Origin of the sequence: Bartonella jaculi, assembly GCF_039543045.1 — a bacterium.
In the GTDB taxonomy this organism is placed as follows: domain Bacteria; phylum Pseudomonadota; class Alphaproteobacteria; order Rhizobiales; family Rhizobiaceae; genus Bartonella; species Bartonella jaculi.
The window spans coordinates 190,065-204,028 of sequence record NZ_BAABIZ010000001.1 but is presented as its reverse complement, the minus strand read 5'-3'; the positions used below and the strand labels follow the sequence as shown (position 1 = coordinate 204,028).

The window sequence follows — 13,964 nt, the reverse complement described above, 5'->3', positions numbered from 1 at the left end:
AACTCCGCATTATTTGGAAAAAGTGCATAACAAAAACAACACGATGTACCTGCTCAATTTCATATTTTTCAAGATGCCAAATCATTCAGTGTACTAAGCTCTGCTTCATCGAACACTTCAGTGTGTGTTTTAAAATTTATACACAACCAAAGGATAAGAATTTCTTCATGATACAATTAAAAAGTGTTCTAATTGCATCCATAAAAAGGCCTCTTGAATATTTTTGAGATACTAAATTCTGATCTAAAAAATCAAATTGATCTCTAAATAAATTGAAACAGTGTCGTGTTTAAAGAAGATAACAATACGAGAATGAAATTACATCATTTGTAAAAATATACTTCTATTTTCTATGGCATTTAAAATAATGCCTTTATTTTATTTGATTTAGATGCATTTATAGTGCAATCATCCGCAGTTATTTCATTATTCTAATATACTGGAATCATAATAATATCGACTCGACACTAATCTTAAATTTTTATAATTATAAGATTTGTAGTTTCATAATTCGATTTGTCATATACTGAAAGGACATTCTATTCATGTCTATAAACTCAGAAATACAAACTGTAAGCAAAGGAAATTCTCCTCGTCGAATTTTATTTGCAAGCCTTATTGGCCCAACAATTGAATTTTTTGATTTTTATGTCTTTGCAACTGCTGCAGCTCTCATATTCCCTCATGTGTTTTTTCCAACGCAAAATGATCAGCTTGCTATTTTACAATCTTTCCTGATCTTCGGAGCGGCTTTTTTTGCTCGCCCCTTTGGATCAATTGTTTTTGGACATTTTGGAGATAAAATTGGACGAAAAGCAACACTTATCGCCGCTCTTCTTACGATGGGGTTATCGACAGTCATTATTGGTTTCCTTCCTACTTATGAAACAGCTGGGTGGTGGGCGCCGTTCTTTTTAACCCTGTGCCGTATTGGACAAGGAATGGGATTAGGAGGCGAATGGGGGGGAGCCGTTCTGCTAGCAACAGAAAATGCTCCTCCAGAAAAGCGTGGTTGGTATGCGATGTTTCCTCAATTAGGCGTTCCAATCGGTTTGTTCTCGTCTATTGTCGTTTATTTAGGCCTATTGCACTTCCTTGATAATGATGAGCTTTTAGCATGGGGATGGCGCATTCCTTTTATTGCTTCAGTTGTTCTCATGCTTGTGGGATTATGGGTTCGTCTTTCAATTAACGAAACAGTTGCATTCAAAAAAACGCTTGAGCGTAAAGAGCGTGTTAAAGTTCCTATAATAGATGTCTTTTTAAAATGCCCACGAATCTTATTTCTTGGGACATTTGCAGGCATGGCAACATTTGTTTTATTTTATTTGGTCACCGCATATTTGTTAAGCTATTCAACAAATCATTTGCAATTGTCATTTCAACAAGCTCTCCAAGTAGAAGTCATCGGTGCCATTTTCTGTGGGATTTTTACCATAATAACCGGAAAACTTGCCGATCGTATTAGACGTAGAACTTTGATGATTTGGATCTCAATAATTACTGGTATCTATTCTTTTGCAATTCCTTATTTCTTAGAATCTGGAGTTGGAGGAATCCTTGCGATGTCCATCATTGGCTTATCGATCATGGGAGTTGTATATAGTCCACTTGGTGCTGTTTTGGCCTCACCATACCCAACAGCAATTCGATACACAGGTTCATCTATAACTTTCAATTTATCCGGTATCGTAGGTGCATCTCTTGCACCTTATATTTCAGAGTATCTGGTACAGCATTTTGATACTTCTTATATCGGATATTATCTACTTCTTGCCTCTTTTATTTCATTAATTTGTTTCGTTGGATTTACGGATGATGAAATATCCAACTAGAACACAATGAAAAAGAACAAAACAAGTGCTGGTGGCAGAAATGCCACTAGTTTCATTTTCAAAGACATTGGTTGTGGTACATTCCACCACAATATTCCAGCAAACAGTGCACTGAGAAACAAAAACAGTATGTCCGCGATATTGCCAATATAAGAAATAGGAAACATTTGTGACAGGACATGCGTTGTCCCCAACCATGAAACGCAAAGAAAAGATAACATCACAGCCCATAAAATAAGCAAAAACCGATCAACAATCATCATCATTCCGTTTGAATATTTTGCAAGAAAGACAGTAATTAGCAATTGTTGACCACATCTTTATTGCCCCCAAAAGAAAAATCACAACGAAAACCCAACGTCCTCCTCTTGATTCTTTCGCAACAAAAATCTCTGGATTCATTATTCCCATCAGTCCTATAAAAATCAAAATAAAAGACGTTACACGCATCAAACCTGTTTTTTCCAACAGCGATCTTCAGTCTGCTGCCAATAAGTTAAATGATGATTTTCCATTTTATATTTTTTCCACTGGACACGAACAAGATTCAGTTGCTCATCGCTTTGACCATCAAATATTACGACAAGTCGTTGATAAGGATCAATATCCGAGCAGATCGCTCCCTCTATGAGAAAACGTATCTTTGAATCATTCGGATTTTCATGGCCCGTAGTCAGAAATACAGGCTGAAAATTTGGATATTGATCACACTCAGTCCCATGCCCAATAAACGCTTCATCAGCATAAACCCATAAACGTTTATCTATAGCATCGCGTCGTTCTTTACTCACACATTGTATTGTTATCTTACCAAAACGAACAAGCGCACGCTCCACAAGTGTTGGCAAAATATCTTCCAGCGTTGACTGTGTCAAATGATAGAAAAAAATATCCACCCTCTTAGCCCTTCATCACTTTATAAAAAGCTATAACCTTTTTGGAGAAACGTCTATATCACCAGCACATAAAGGAAATAATTTAAAATAGAATGATTCCTCTTTTCTGATTGTATGTATTATCTTTTTTTTCGTGTATGTTAAAGATAGAAAAAGAAAAAAGACAAATCGTCATTTTCTAGTGAAGAAAGAGAGGTATTTTAGCTTCTCTGTAGACTACCGTTGAAAATGGCATATAATGGCATGGCAGAATTGGTTGAAGTTAATGAGCTGTCCTATACATGCTATTTATTTGGCAACAATGCGCAATATGCAATATATGGAAAGGTCGTTCTTAAATTTTGGTTGTGTTTTTTAACTTAAAGTAATGTAGAGTATCTGCTCTCTCATTAAAGATTGAGGATGTTAGCCAATCTATGCGTATTATTGAGTTATACATCCTGAAGCGTGTTTTCATTCTGTTCAGTGCTGTCATGATTGCAGCAATAAGTATTAGTTGGACAGTGCAAATCCTTGGGCGGATAAATTTTCTCACAACAAGTAGACAAACGTTCTTAACCGTCTTGCAGTTTTCACTCTCATTAGTTCCTTCTGTTGTTTTCCTTGTCATTCCATTTGCCTTAGTCATTGCAATTACCAGCACCCTTTCGGCAATGAATCAAGACTCAGAACTCGCTATCATCAGTGCCTCTGGTTTTCCCAAAAGTACTGTTTGGAAACCAATTCTTCTTCTTGCTCTTTTTGCATCGTGTGCTTCCTTTTCTATAGCCAATTTTGTTGTTCCTCAAGCACGTCTTAATATGCGACAAATGCTAGCAAGTGCCCAGTCTGATCTTCTTAATCTTTTCATTAGTGAAGGTAGCTTCCAAAAACTCGCCAATAACCTTTACATAGAAATTGGCGAACGGAATCCGAACGGAACTCTTGGGCGTCTTTTCATCGTTGATCAACGCGATCCTAAGACTGATCTTTTTTATTATGCAACAACAGCATCAATTGTGAACAATAAAAACGGCAGTTTTTTAGTCCTCAATAACGGTGAAATAGAAAGGATTAGTCATCAAAATGACAATATTTCAATCGTTCAATTCAGCTCATATACCTTTAGCCTAGGTGAATTTATCCCCCATGATAAAATGCCCACACTTTATCCAAAAGATAGGACTCTTTCTTATTTGCTGAATCCCGATCCAAAAGATTCCTACTATCAGCGCAAACCACTTCAATATAAAGCTGAATTTCACCGTAGACTTACAGAATGGCTCTATCCAATTGTTTTTTCACTCATTGCATTAGCAGCAGCAGGAGATACACGCTCACATCGACAAGCACGTAACTCTGCAAACTTCTCCGCAATTGCCTTTTCTTTGCTGGTTTATTGGATGGGATATTTTTTCGCCGAAAAAGCAAAAAGTGATCTTGCATACGTTCCTCTGCTTTATATTACACCAATAGGAATGAGTATGCTTACTTTTTTCATGCTCTTAACGAATCATAAAATCGGTATCCCCACAAAACTTAACGAAATTATTCAAATAATTTCTCAAAAAGTTATGAACAAATTTGAACATCGAAAATCTCAATATCCGTCGGATAACGCATCATGATTGGGCGGACACTTGGACAATATTTTTTTATATATTATCTTAAAATGGTCTGTTATTTTTTCGGAGGTATTTTTATACTTGCTCTTTTAATCGACTTTACAGAAAACTCTGGTCGACTATCTTATCTTCCCCATTATACGGCAAAAGATGCACTTCTCATCTCCGTTTTACGCATCCCTTTTATCATGCAACAACTCATCCCTTTTATTGCACTTTTTTCTGCAATGGCAATGTTGATCTCGCTTAATCGAAAATCTGAGCTTGTTGTGACGCGTTCAATCGGTGTTTCTGCGTGGCAGTTTCTCATGCCTGCTTGTTTGGGAGCCTTTCTTTTTGGATTATTTTCAATTCTTGTCGTTAATCCACTTGCCGCATGGGGATTTTCCCAAGCAGAAAAAATGATGACTGAGTGGCGCAGCAATAGTAATAATGTGCTAACATCTCTCAATAACACGCGCATCCCATGGTTAACTCAACGTACAAATTTAGGCAGAACAACCATTGGTGCGAAATCTATCACCGATCAAGGACTTTCTCTTATCAACGCAACCTTTGTACAATATAACGATAATGCAACCGTCAAAAATTGGATTAATGCCAAAAAAGCAACATTGACAAATGGTGCTTGGTTGCTAACAAATGGAACGATCTATAAAATAGGACACACTCCTGAAAAATTTTCTGAACTTCAAATAAAAACCAATCTAAAGCCAGAATTTTTAACTGAACGTTTAGCGAATCCCGCGACTATCCCATTTTATCAATTGCCAACAAAAATTATGATTGCACGTTCATTTGGCTATTCTGCCAATAATTTTGATATGTATTTACAATCTTTAATTGCATTACCCGCACTGCTTATAGCAATGACACTCATTGCAGCCACTGTATCTTTAAACTTTACGCGCTTTGGACAATCTGGAACCTTGATTCTTAGTGGCGTCATCGCTGGCTTCACACTTTATGTTATTTCCGTACTCGTTCAAGCTTTTGGTAATGCCGGATACATTCCACCCATTATTGCAGCTTGGACACCCGTTGTTATTGCATTATTTTTAGGAATCTCCTTTTTGCTTCATAAAGAGGATGGCTAGGTGAAACCATTAACAAGTAAGAAAATCAATTTAACAAAACTAAGGGCATTCGCTTTAAAAAGTGTTATTGGCTTTATCCTAGGTGTATCTCTATCCTGCTATGCATTCGCCCAAAACCTTACTTCCCTTACTCAAAATCGTACCTCAAATGCAGCACGCCCTCTCATGCTCTCTGCGGAGGAACTCATCTACAATCGTGATGATAATACTGTTTCTGCACAAGGCAAGGTTCAAATCGAATATGATGGCAATAAACTGATCGCCCAAAAAGTTACTTATAATCAAAAAACAGGACGGATCATAGCACAAGGAAACGTCGAAATTACTCAAAAAGATGGTAACAAAATTTATTCTCATCAGATTGATATGACCAAAGATTTTGGCGAAGGATTTGTAAATGCCTTACGCATTGATACCGCCAACAATGTTCATTTCGCGGCAACAAGTGCTACACGCAGCAATAACCAGATAACAGTCTTCGACAATGCCACCTACACAGCCTGTGAACCTTGTTCTTATAAACCAGATAAAGAAGTCCTTTGGAAAATTAGAGCAAGAAAAATCATCTGGAATAACACCACCAAAAAAATTCGTTTTGAAAACAATCGTTTTGAAGTTTTTGGTATACCGATTCTGAAGTTCCCAACCTTTGAACTTAATGATCCAACTGTGAAACGCGCTAGCGGCTTCCTCGCACCCCATTTTTTTTACACCGATTATCTCGGCATGGGCATAAAAAATTCTTATTTCTGGAATCTCGCTCCCCATTACGATTTCACACTTTCTTCTACTGTCTATACCCAACAAGGGCTTTTAACTGAAGGTGAATGGCGTCAACGTTTAAAAACAGGCAATTACAATATTCGTTTTGCCCATATATACCAAATGAAACCACATAATTTTGATCACGATACGATTGATGCGCAGCATAAAAACCGTTATATGCTAGCAACAAAGGGTGATTTCCGTATTAATTCACGTTGGACTTATGGATGGGATATTCTTGCGCAGTCCGATCGGCATTTTAGTCGTGCCTATAAACTTGAAAACTATAGCAATCCTACACAACTTTCCCAGCTTTATTTAAATGGTCTTGTAGGCCAAAATCACTTTGATATGCGTTTTTACCATTTTAAGGTTCAAGATTTGATACTAGATGATCCCTATTATGAACGCCACTCTCGGCAAGCATGGGTTCTCCCTCGTATCGATTATTCTTTTACACCAGATAAATCCGTTTATAATGGACTGCTCACCTTTCATAGCAATATGCAATCAATTTATCGTCGTCATACCGACTTCAGCTCTACCGACAGGAACGGTCATCCGCTTAACGCTGCTAGACTTTCAGGTGTCGCTGGAAATAGTTTTCGTTTAACAAACGAGCTAGAATGGAAAAAACGCTTCAACACACACGGTGGACTTATATTAACTCCCCTTCTTTCTTTGCGTGCTGATATCATTACAATGAATATGCACGAAAACTACGCTGCTCATGTAAAAAATGCCCCCTCCTCAGCATTCCGTGGCATGGCAACGGCAGGTTTGGAATTGCGGTATCCCTTCCTCATTAGATTTGACAGTTCTACACATATTATAGAACCAACTGCACAAATTTTTATACGCAATAATGAACACTCTATCGGACAAATCCCTAATGAAGATGCACAAAGCTTCGTATTTGACGCAACCACTCTCTTTCAACGTGATAAATTCTCTGGTTATGACCGTGTAGAAGGTGGAACAAGAGCCAATATAGGTTTAAGATATTCTGGAAACTTTAACAATGACTGGTCTCTTTATGGTCTTGTTGGACAATCTTTTCATATTGCTGGGAAAAATTCTTTTGCAGAAAAAGATTTTGTTAATGTAGGCACTCATTCTAGCCTCGAAGCAAGACGTTCAGACTATGTTGCAATGTTTGGCGCAAACCATAAAAATGGTTTTTCCTTTGAAACTCGTGGACGTTTTGATAAAAAAACAGGAAAAGTCCACCGTAGTGAAATTGAAGTGTCACAAAAATGGCAAAATTTTTGGGCGGCTCTACAGTATGCCTATATCACAAGCCAACCATCTTATGAATATCCACAAAAGCGTCAAGAAATTTCTTTTCAAACCGGTATTAAATTGGCTAACTATTGGTCTGTTAAGAGCAACGCCGGTTATGATTTAGTATCCAGAACATTCATAAAGCGGGGAATTAGCTTAAGTTATACAGATGAATGCTTTGGACTAACATTCGGTTATCAGCAGGTAACAAATCCAGGAAAAAAAACACCTTTGCAAAACTTTAATTTTTCTCTTTCATTGCGTACAATTGCAGATATCGGAAAAAAGAAAAAAGCAGATTTATAAAGAGAATGTATAGGTATTTAACTTATCATTGTTTTTATGAAAAAAAACGTATATTTTGAGTAACTGATAAGAATTGATAAACAATGCGAAGGCTTATTTACATGAATAAATTTAAAAAGCGTGCTCGTGCTTTATTTTGTATTGCTGCTTTGAGCATAAGCAGTCTACTGATAAGTGAATTGTTAATTCCGTCAGTCTTCGCGCAGACTGTCATTGTTGTCACCGTCAATGGCACTCCTATAACAAATTACGATATCCAAAGGCGCGTTGCTTTTCTCAAATTGCAACAGAAACAAGGAAATCTTTTTGCGCAAGCTAAAAATGAGCTTATCGATGAAGAACTTAAAAATAGCGAAATAAAACGCCGTAATATTGAAGTGAGCGATAATGAGGTTGAGAGTGCTTTTGAGAACTTTGCAACGCAAAATAATATGGCCATTGATCAACTCAACCAGATTTTGATTCAAAGTGATATCACTGTGCAACATTTTAAAGATTACATCCGTGGACAAATAGGATGGGGACGTCTTGTTAATGCACGCTATCAAGCTGAAACTGGTATGATTAGCGAACAAGAAGCTGTGCGTAGAATATTAAAAAATGGTGGTGTAAAGCCTTCAACCAATGAATATACGCTACAACGCATTATTTTTGTCATTCCCGCACATCGCCGTTCAGAAATCTTTGAAAGACGCCAAAGAGAAGCAAATAATTTCCGCGCTCGGTTTAGGGGATGTGCTAACGCACAAAAACAAGCAAAAGGTATTTTAGATGTTACTATCCGCCACTTGGGAAAATTTCTCGAACCCCAACTTCCCAGTGCATGGGAACAGGCTATCCGAGCAACGCCTGTCGGAAAAATGACCCAGTTTCAAGAAACATCTGATGGGATTGAAGCGCTTGCTGTGTGCAAAATAAAAAGAGTTTCTGATGATTATGTGGCTCGATTGATATTTTCAATTCAAGATAATAAGCAAAAAAGCCCGCAAAAACTTGAAATCTTAAGCGAAAAATATTTAAAAGAGTTGCGGAAAGCGGCGCGTATTCAAAATTCATAATGGCTGCACTTGTTGTTAGTGGTGGTGATCCTGCCGGAATTGGTCCTGAAATAGCATTAAAGGCGTGGAATTTGCGTGTTACACGCCAAATTCCACCTTTCGTTCTTCTCGCTGACCCCGATGTTATTCGTGCGCGCGCTCATTTTTTACAGATCGATGTCGAAGTGGAAGCTGTTTTAACAGATAATCCTATAAAAAACTTCCAAGCCGCTCTTCCTGTAATACCATTAAAAAAACGACAAAGTGATCAGCTGGGACGGCCTTCACACAACAATGCTGCTGGGATAATTGAAGCGATTAAACGCGGAGTTCAGTTAATTCAAAGTGGTCGTGCATGTGCACTCATCACTTGCCCTATTGCAAAAAAAAGCCTTTATGATGCTGGATTTGAATTTCCAGGTCACACAGAATTTTTAGCTCATCTAGCCCATAAGACATCTGGTAAATGCTATCATCCGGTTATGATGTTATCTGGACCGCAATTGAAGACAGTACCGATTACTGTCCATATTCCCTTCAAGGAAGTTCCCTCACGCCTCACCAGTCATTTAATCATTCAAACGGCGCTCATTACTGAAAACGACTTAAGAACGCGATTTAAAATAACTGAACCCCGTCTTGTTGTTGCTGGTCTTAATCCTCATGCAGGAGAAGAAGGTGCAATGGGAAAAGAAGATATTGAAATTATCTCACCCGCTATTGAGTATCTTAAAAATAAAGGACTCAATATTATAGGCCCACTGCCTGCAGATACAATGTTCCATGAACGTGCAAGAAAAGCATATGATGTTGCCCTTTGTATGTATCATGATCAAGCCCTTATTCCTGTTAAGACACTGGACTTTGACACCACTGTCAATATTACTTTAGGACTCCCTTTTATTCGTACTTCTCCAGATCACGGAACTGCTTTTGATATTGCTGATAAAGGAATAGCCTCTCCCGAAAGCTTTATTGCTGCTCTTAAACTTGCAAATCAACTTGCCAAAAATAGTTTTATACCATGCCAATAGATAATTTACCTCCTCTTCGTGAGGTCATTGATACATATGGATTGCAAGCTTATAAATCTTTGGGCCAAAATTTCCTTTTTGATCTTAATTTAACCTATAAAATTGCTCATCAAGCAGGAAACATAGAAGGAAAACCTGTTATTGAAGTTGGTCCAGGTCCTGGGGGTCTCACACGCGCCTTGCTTGCAAAAGGTGCCATTGTAACGGCAATAGAGCGCGATGAACGTTGTATACCAGCTCTCTTAGAGATAGAAAAACACTATCCGCAAAAACTAAAACTTATTTGTCATGATGCATTGAAGCAAGATTTCTCAAAACTCTTTGAAGAAACCTTAGAAAAACCACGCATTATTGCAAACCTTCCCTATAACATTGGAACACAACTCTTATTAAATTGGCTTTTGGCTGAACCATGGCCTCCTTTTTATCAATCAATGACATTGATGTTTCAACGGGAAGTTGCCAAACGTATTACCGCCAGACCTCAATCTGCACACTATGGACGTCTTAGTGTCTTAACCGGCTGGCGTACCACTGCCAAAATTGCTTTTGATGTACCTCCTCAAGCTTTCATACCAGAACCCAAAATAACTTCTTCCGTTGTCCATATCATTCCACGAACACAACCTCTTGCCTGCTGTGCACAAAAATTAAGCTTTGTAACAAAAACTGCTTTTGGACAAAGACGAAAAATGCTTCGTCAAAATCTCAAAACCATTGGAGGTGAAAAGCTTTTAGAAAAAGCTGGAATTGATGGAACACGCCGTGCTGAAACGCTCTCTATTTCCGAATTTGTGACTTTAGCTAATTTGATGATCTAAAAAAACGCAACTTTTTGCTCACTACCCATTTTAAAAACAATAAAGACATTAATCAATCTTTTCAGCAATAAGCCCATCAATAAAAGATTCAAGAAAGGAGCACCGCTCGCGTTTTATTGTTTCGGCTAAATAAATCGATTTAATAAACGACACTGACTGATTTAAATCCTCATTAATGATAACATAATCATATGAACGCCAATGCTGCATTTCCATTCGTGCATTCTTCAATCGCAAATTGATGATATCTTGGCTATCTTCTGCTCGACGATGTAAACGCGAAATGAGTTCTTTCATTGATGGTGGAAGAATAAAAACAGATACAGTATCCTCTGGCATTTTTTTTTGAAGCTGTTTAGTACCTTGATAATCAATATCAAATAACATATCTCGGCCAGAATTCAGTGCGTCTTCAACGGTTTCACGTAACGTTCCGTAATAATTTCCATGAACTTCTGCCCATTCAATAAATTCATTATCATCACGTTTGCGTTCAAATTCTTGCTTTGAAATAAAATGATAATGAAGACCATCCACCTCACTGGGACGTCTTTGCCGTGTCGTCATACTTATGGAAAGCTCTAATTGTCCATCTTTCAGAAGTAATCGAGAAAGGGTTGATTTACCTGCTCCTGAAGGTGAAGAGAGAATAAATAAAAAACCGCGACGCTGATCTGTTTTTTTTGCACTCAATTCACTCTTAAAGAATGTCATCACACCGCCCTACTTTTTCTTAAATTTTGCTTAAAAACTTTAATGATATGTCTTCTACATTCTAAAAAATTTAATGAGTCTTCTTTAATGCACGCCACTTACGAACATTGATATTATGTTCATCCAAAGTTCTAGAAAAAACATGCCCTCCAGAACCATCTGCTACAAAATAGAGCACATCACTAATGGGTGAATGCGCCACCGCTTTCAAAGAATCTCTGCCTGGATTCGCAATAGCTGTTGGCGGCAAACCGTTAATTTTATAGGTATTATATGGTGTTTCCTTCTCAAGATCTGAACGGTAAATCGCACGACCGGAAGGCTTTCCTTTTCCACCAAAGAGACCATAAATAACTGTTGGATCAGACTGAAGACGCATATGTTTTGCAAGACGGTTATAAAAAACCGCAGCAACTTTCGGTCTCTCTGCTGCAATTCCTGTTTCTTTCTCAACAATCGAAGCCAATATAACAAATTCGTCAATAGATTTGATTGGTAAATCAGGTGAACGCGTAGCCCATATTGCATTAACTAATTTTGTCTGTCCTTCACGCAGCCTATTTATAATTTCTTTGCGCGTTGTCCCCCGAACAAAACGAACAGTATCAGTCATCAAACTGCCCTCTGGAGGCAAAACTTCCGGAAGAGCACCAATTAAAATTTCATTAGCAGCTAATCGATCAAAAACTTGTTGAACCGTCAAACCTTCAGGCACTGTAAACGTATGTTCAATAGATTTACCTTTTACAAGGATATCCATAATATCTTGCATCGAAGCATGTGCTGGAATTAAATATTCCCCAGCTTTAAGATGCGTGGTTTTTTGATGGTAAGCAACACCATAAACAAAAATATCCGATGATCGAATGAGACCATGTTTCTCAAGCAGTAAAGCGATTTCACGAATCCCTGTTCCAGAAGAGATTAGGATAACCTGTTCTTCCTGAGACATCCCCTTCCCTTCAAAAATGCTTTTTCCAATATAAAGAGGGATACTTATGGCCAAAACAATAACCACGATCAGCATTAGAAAAAAATGACCGAGAATAACCAACGGATTACGTACAATATATGACTTTCGTTTCTTACGTTCTGACATAATATTACTATCTGCTAAATGATTCGAAGAGAAAATATTTTATGTCCTTCAGTGGTCTTCCATTTTTCACATCGGACATAATTATCAACCTCAATAATTTTTAGGTACTACAATTATAATCTCTCACTTAAACTTTATAATAAAGTAGAAACTCGGAAACAGAAAAAACCAATCAAAATACCTATTATTCGCCACAACGCCGAATTACCAAAGATGCATTCGTTCCACCAAACCCAAAAGAATTAGAAAGAACCGTATCAATTTTTCGTTCGCGCGGTTTGTGTGGGATAAGGTCAATTTTGGTATCAATCGATGGATTATCAAGATTGAGTGTCGCTGGAGCTATATTATCTCTTATAGCTAAAATACAAAAAATAGCCTCAGCCGCCCCTGCCGCACCAAGTAAATGTCCCACCGATGACTTCGTTGATGACATAGAGACTTGTGATGCATAATGGCCTAAAACACGCTCAACAGCCGCCAACTCTATAACATCAGCCATCGTTGATGTGCCATGGGCATTAATGTAATCAAGTTCGCTCACATTCACTTGTGCACGCTTAAGAGCAGCCATCATACTACGCTGCGCCCCTTCACCGCTCTCGGAAGGCGCTGTAATATGGTAAGCATCACCGGATAAACCGTAACCAATAATCTCAGCATAAATACGAGCACCTCGTTTTTTTGCGTGTTCAAACTCTTCTAAAACGACAATTGCAGCTCCCTCACCCATCACAAAACCATCACGATCAGCGTCATAAGGACGTGATGCTCGTTCAGGATCATCATTACGACAAGTAGAAAGAGCTCTACAAGCAGCAAAACCGGCAAGAGATATTCGATTTATCGGAGATTCAGTGCCCCCTGCCACCATAACATCGGCATCACCAAATGCAATTAAACGCGCTGCATCACCAATGGCATGTGCCCCCGTCGAACAAGCTGTTACAACCGAATGATTAGGACCGCGCAAACCATATTTAATAGATACATAGCCAGAGGCAAGATTAATCAAACGTCCTGGAATAAAAAAAGGAGAAACACGTCGTGGACCTTTATCACGAAGCGTATAACCTGCCTCAACTATGCCTTCAATACCACCAATACCCGAACCAATCAATACACCTGTACAAATCTGATCTTCATCACTCTTGGGAAACCATTCAGCATCTGTAAGCGCTTGGTCAGCAGCAGCCATCGCATAAACAATAAACGCATCAACTTTACGCTGTTCCTTGGGTTCCATATACAAATCGGCATTATACGTGCCATCTGTTCCATCTCCCAAAGGGATACGGGCTGCAATCTGGCATGGTAAATCGGATACATCAAATTCAGTAATGCGCCGAACACCACTTCTCCCTTCCAGAAGTCGTTTCCAACTATATTCGACATCACCAGCTAATGGAGATACCAATCCTAAACCAGTAACAACAACACGTCTCATAACTTCTAACCTTGAATTAAGATTC

General features: G+C 38.3%; 12 protein-coding genes and 1 pseudogene. 7 read left to right on the top strand and 6 right to left on the bottom strand.

The window, feature by feature from the left end:
• Positions 1 to 545: 545 nt before the first annotated feature.
• Positions 546 to 1,835 carry an MFS transporter gene (locus ABD915_RS00855; RefSeq protein WP_345113789.1) on the top strand — a complete coding sequence of 430 codons (1,290 nt, stop codon included), beginning with the start codon at positions 546 to 548 and terminating at the stop codon, positions 1,833 to 1,835.
• Here ABD915_RS00855 and ABD915_RS00850 read toward each other — a convergent pair.
• From ABD915_RS00850 to ABD915_RS00840, 3 genes are read right to left on the bottom strand one after another with little or no spacing between them, the layout of a single operon-like run.
• On the bottom strand, positions 1,832 to 2,095 hold the full coding sequence (locus ABD915_RS00850) for a hypothetical protein (RefSeq protein WP_345113947.1): 264 nt from the start codon (positions 2,093 to 2,095) through the stop codon (positions 1,832 to 1,834). The two genes, ABD915_RS00855 and ABD915_RS00850, sit on opposite strands and share 4 nt — an antisense overlap.
• Complete coding sequence (locus tag ABD915_RS00845) at positions 2,085 to 2,285, bottom strand: hypothetical protein (RefSeq protein ID WP_345113786.1); 201 nt, start codon at positions 2,283 to 2,285, stop codon at positions 2,085 to 2,087. Before ABD915_RS00845 ends, ABD915_RS00850 begins: the two co-directional genes overlap by 11 nt.
• Positions 2,285 to 2,731: a DNA polymerase III subunit chi gene (locus ABD915_RS00840; RefSeq protein WP_345113783.1), complete on the bottom strand. Its 447-nt coding sequence runs from the start codon at positions 2,729 to 2,731 to the stop codon at positions 2,285 to 2,287. Before ABD915_RS00840 ends, ABD915_RS00845 begins: the two co-directional genes overlap by 1 nt.
• Positions 2,732 to 3,147: 416 nt before the next feature.
• Between ABD915_RS00840 and lptF the strand changes: the two genes are divergently transcribed.
• The 6 genes from lptF (at position 3,148) to rsmA (ending at position 10,679) form a co-directional block, all read left to right on the top strand.
• The gene (lptF, locus tag ABD915_RS00835; RefSeq protein ID WP_345113780.1) at positions 3,148 to 4,338 is read left to right on the top strand and encodes an LPS export ABC transporter permease LptF; all 1,191 of its coding nucleotides are present in this window, start codon (positions 3,148 to 3,150) and stop codon (positions 4,336 to 4,338) included.
• Positions 4,335 to 5,432 carry an LPS export ABC transporter permease LptG gene (gene lptG / locus ABD915_RS00830; protein ID WP_345113777.1) on the top strand — a complete coding sequence of 366 codons (1,098 nt, stop codon included), beginning with the start codon at positions 4,335 to 4,337 and terminating at the stop codon, positions 5,430 to 5,432. The genes lptF and lptG overlap by 4 nt, the downstream gene beginning before the upstream one ends.
• On the top strand, positions 5,433 to 7,787 hold the full coding sequence (locus ABD915_RS00825; RefSeq protein WP_345113774.1) for an LPS-assembly protein LptD: 2,355 nt from the start codon (positions 5,433 to 5,435) through the stop codon (positions 7,785 to 7,787).
• Between the two features lie 101 nt (positions 7,788 to 7,888).
• The gene (locus ABD915_RS00820) at positions 7,889 to 8,845 is read left to right on the top strand and encodes a SurA N-terminal domain-containing protein (RefSeq protein ID WP_345113771.1); all 957 of its coding nucleotides are present in this window, start codon (positions 7,889 to 7,891) and stop codon (positions 8,843 to 8,845) included.
• Positions 8,845 to 9,858, top strand: coding sequence for a 4-hydroxythreonine-4-phosphate dehydrogenase PdxA (gene pdxA, locus ABD915_RS00815; RefSeq protein WP_345113769.1), 1,014 nt, complete (start codon positions 8,845 to 8,847; stop codon positions 9,856 to 9,858). The genes ABD915_RS00820 and pdxA overlap by 1 nt, the downstream gene beginning before the upstream one ends.
• Positions 9,849 to 10,679 (top strand): 16S rRNA (adenine(1518)-N(6)/adenine(1519)-N(6))-dimethyltransferase RsmA, encoded by an 831-nt coding sequence (rsmA, locus tag ABD915_RS00810; protein ID WP_345113767.1) that lies wholly within the window; start codon positions 9,849 to 9,851, stop codon positions 10,677 to 10,679. Before pdxA ends, rsmA begins: the two co-directional genes overlap by 10 nt.
• 48 nt (positions 10,680 to 10,727) lie before the next feature.
• On the opposite strand, the gene gmk is transcribed toward rsmA, so the two are convergent.
• The 3 genes and pseudogenes from gmk to fabF form a co-directional block, all read right to left on the bottom strand.
• Positions 10,728 to 11,393 carry a guanylate kinase gene (gene gmk / locus ABD915_RS00805; RefSeq protein ID WP_345113765.1) on the bottom strand — a complete coding sequence of 222 codons (666 nt, stop codon included), beginning with the start codon at positions 11,391 to 11,393 and terminating at the stop codon, positions 10,728 to 10,730.
• A 70-nt stretch (positions 11,394 to 11,463) separates the two neighbouring features.
• A pseudogene (mltG, locus tag ABD915_RS00800) lies at positions 11,464 to 12,571 on the bottom strand (endolytic transglycosylase MltG).
• Between the two features lie 105 nt (positions 12,572 to 12,676).
• A complete protein-coding gene (gene fabF / locus ABD915_RS00795; protein ID WP_345113762.1) occupies positions 12,677 to 13,939 on the bottom strand; it encodes a beta-ketoacyl-ACP synthase II in 1,263 nt (420 codons plus the stop codon).
• Between the last annotated feature and the right edge of the window lie 25 nt (positions 13,940 to 13,964).

Bases quoted from the DNA above. Each gene is read 5' to 3' on its own strand.
- lptG (WP_345113777.1), top strand. From the start codon at position 4,335: ATGATTGGGCGGACACTTGGACAATATTTTTTTATATATTATCTTAAA.
- ABD915_RS00855 (WP_345113789.1), top strand. From the start codon at position 546: ATGTCTATAAACTCAGAAATACAAACTGTAAGCAAAGGAAATTCTCCT.
- fabF (WP_345113762.1), bottom strand. From the start codon at position 13,939: ATGAGACGTGTTGTTGTTACTGGTTTAGGATTGGTATCTCCATTAGCT.
- pdxA (WP_345113769.1), top strand. From the start codon at position 8,845: ATGGCTGCACTTGTTGTTAGTGGTGGTGATCCTGCCGGAATTGGTCCT.
- ABD915_RS00850 (WP_345113947.1), bottom strand. From the start codon at position 2,095: ATGATTGTTGATCGGTTTTTGCTTATTTTATGGGCTGTGATGTTATCT.
- ABD915_RS00845 (WP_345113786.1), bottom strand. From the start codon at position 2,285: ATGCGTGTAACGTCTTTTATTTTGATTTTTATAGGACTGATGGGAATA.
- ABD915_RS00820 (WP_345113771.1), top strand. From the start codon at position 7,889: ATGAATAAATTTAAAAAGCGTGCTCGTGCTTTATTTTGTATTGCTGCT.
- lptF (WP_345113780.1), top strand. From the start codon at position 3,148: ATGCGTATTATTGAGTTATACATCCTGAAGCGTGTTTTCATTCTGTTC.
- gmk (WP_345113765.1), bottom strand. From the start codon at position 11,393: ATGACATTCTTTAAGAGTGAATTGAGTGCAAAAAAAACAGATCAGCGT.
- rsmA (WP_345113767.1), top strand. From the start codon at position 9,849: ATGCCAATAGATAATTTACCTCCTCTTCGTGAGGTCATTGATACATAT.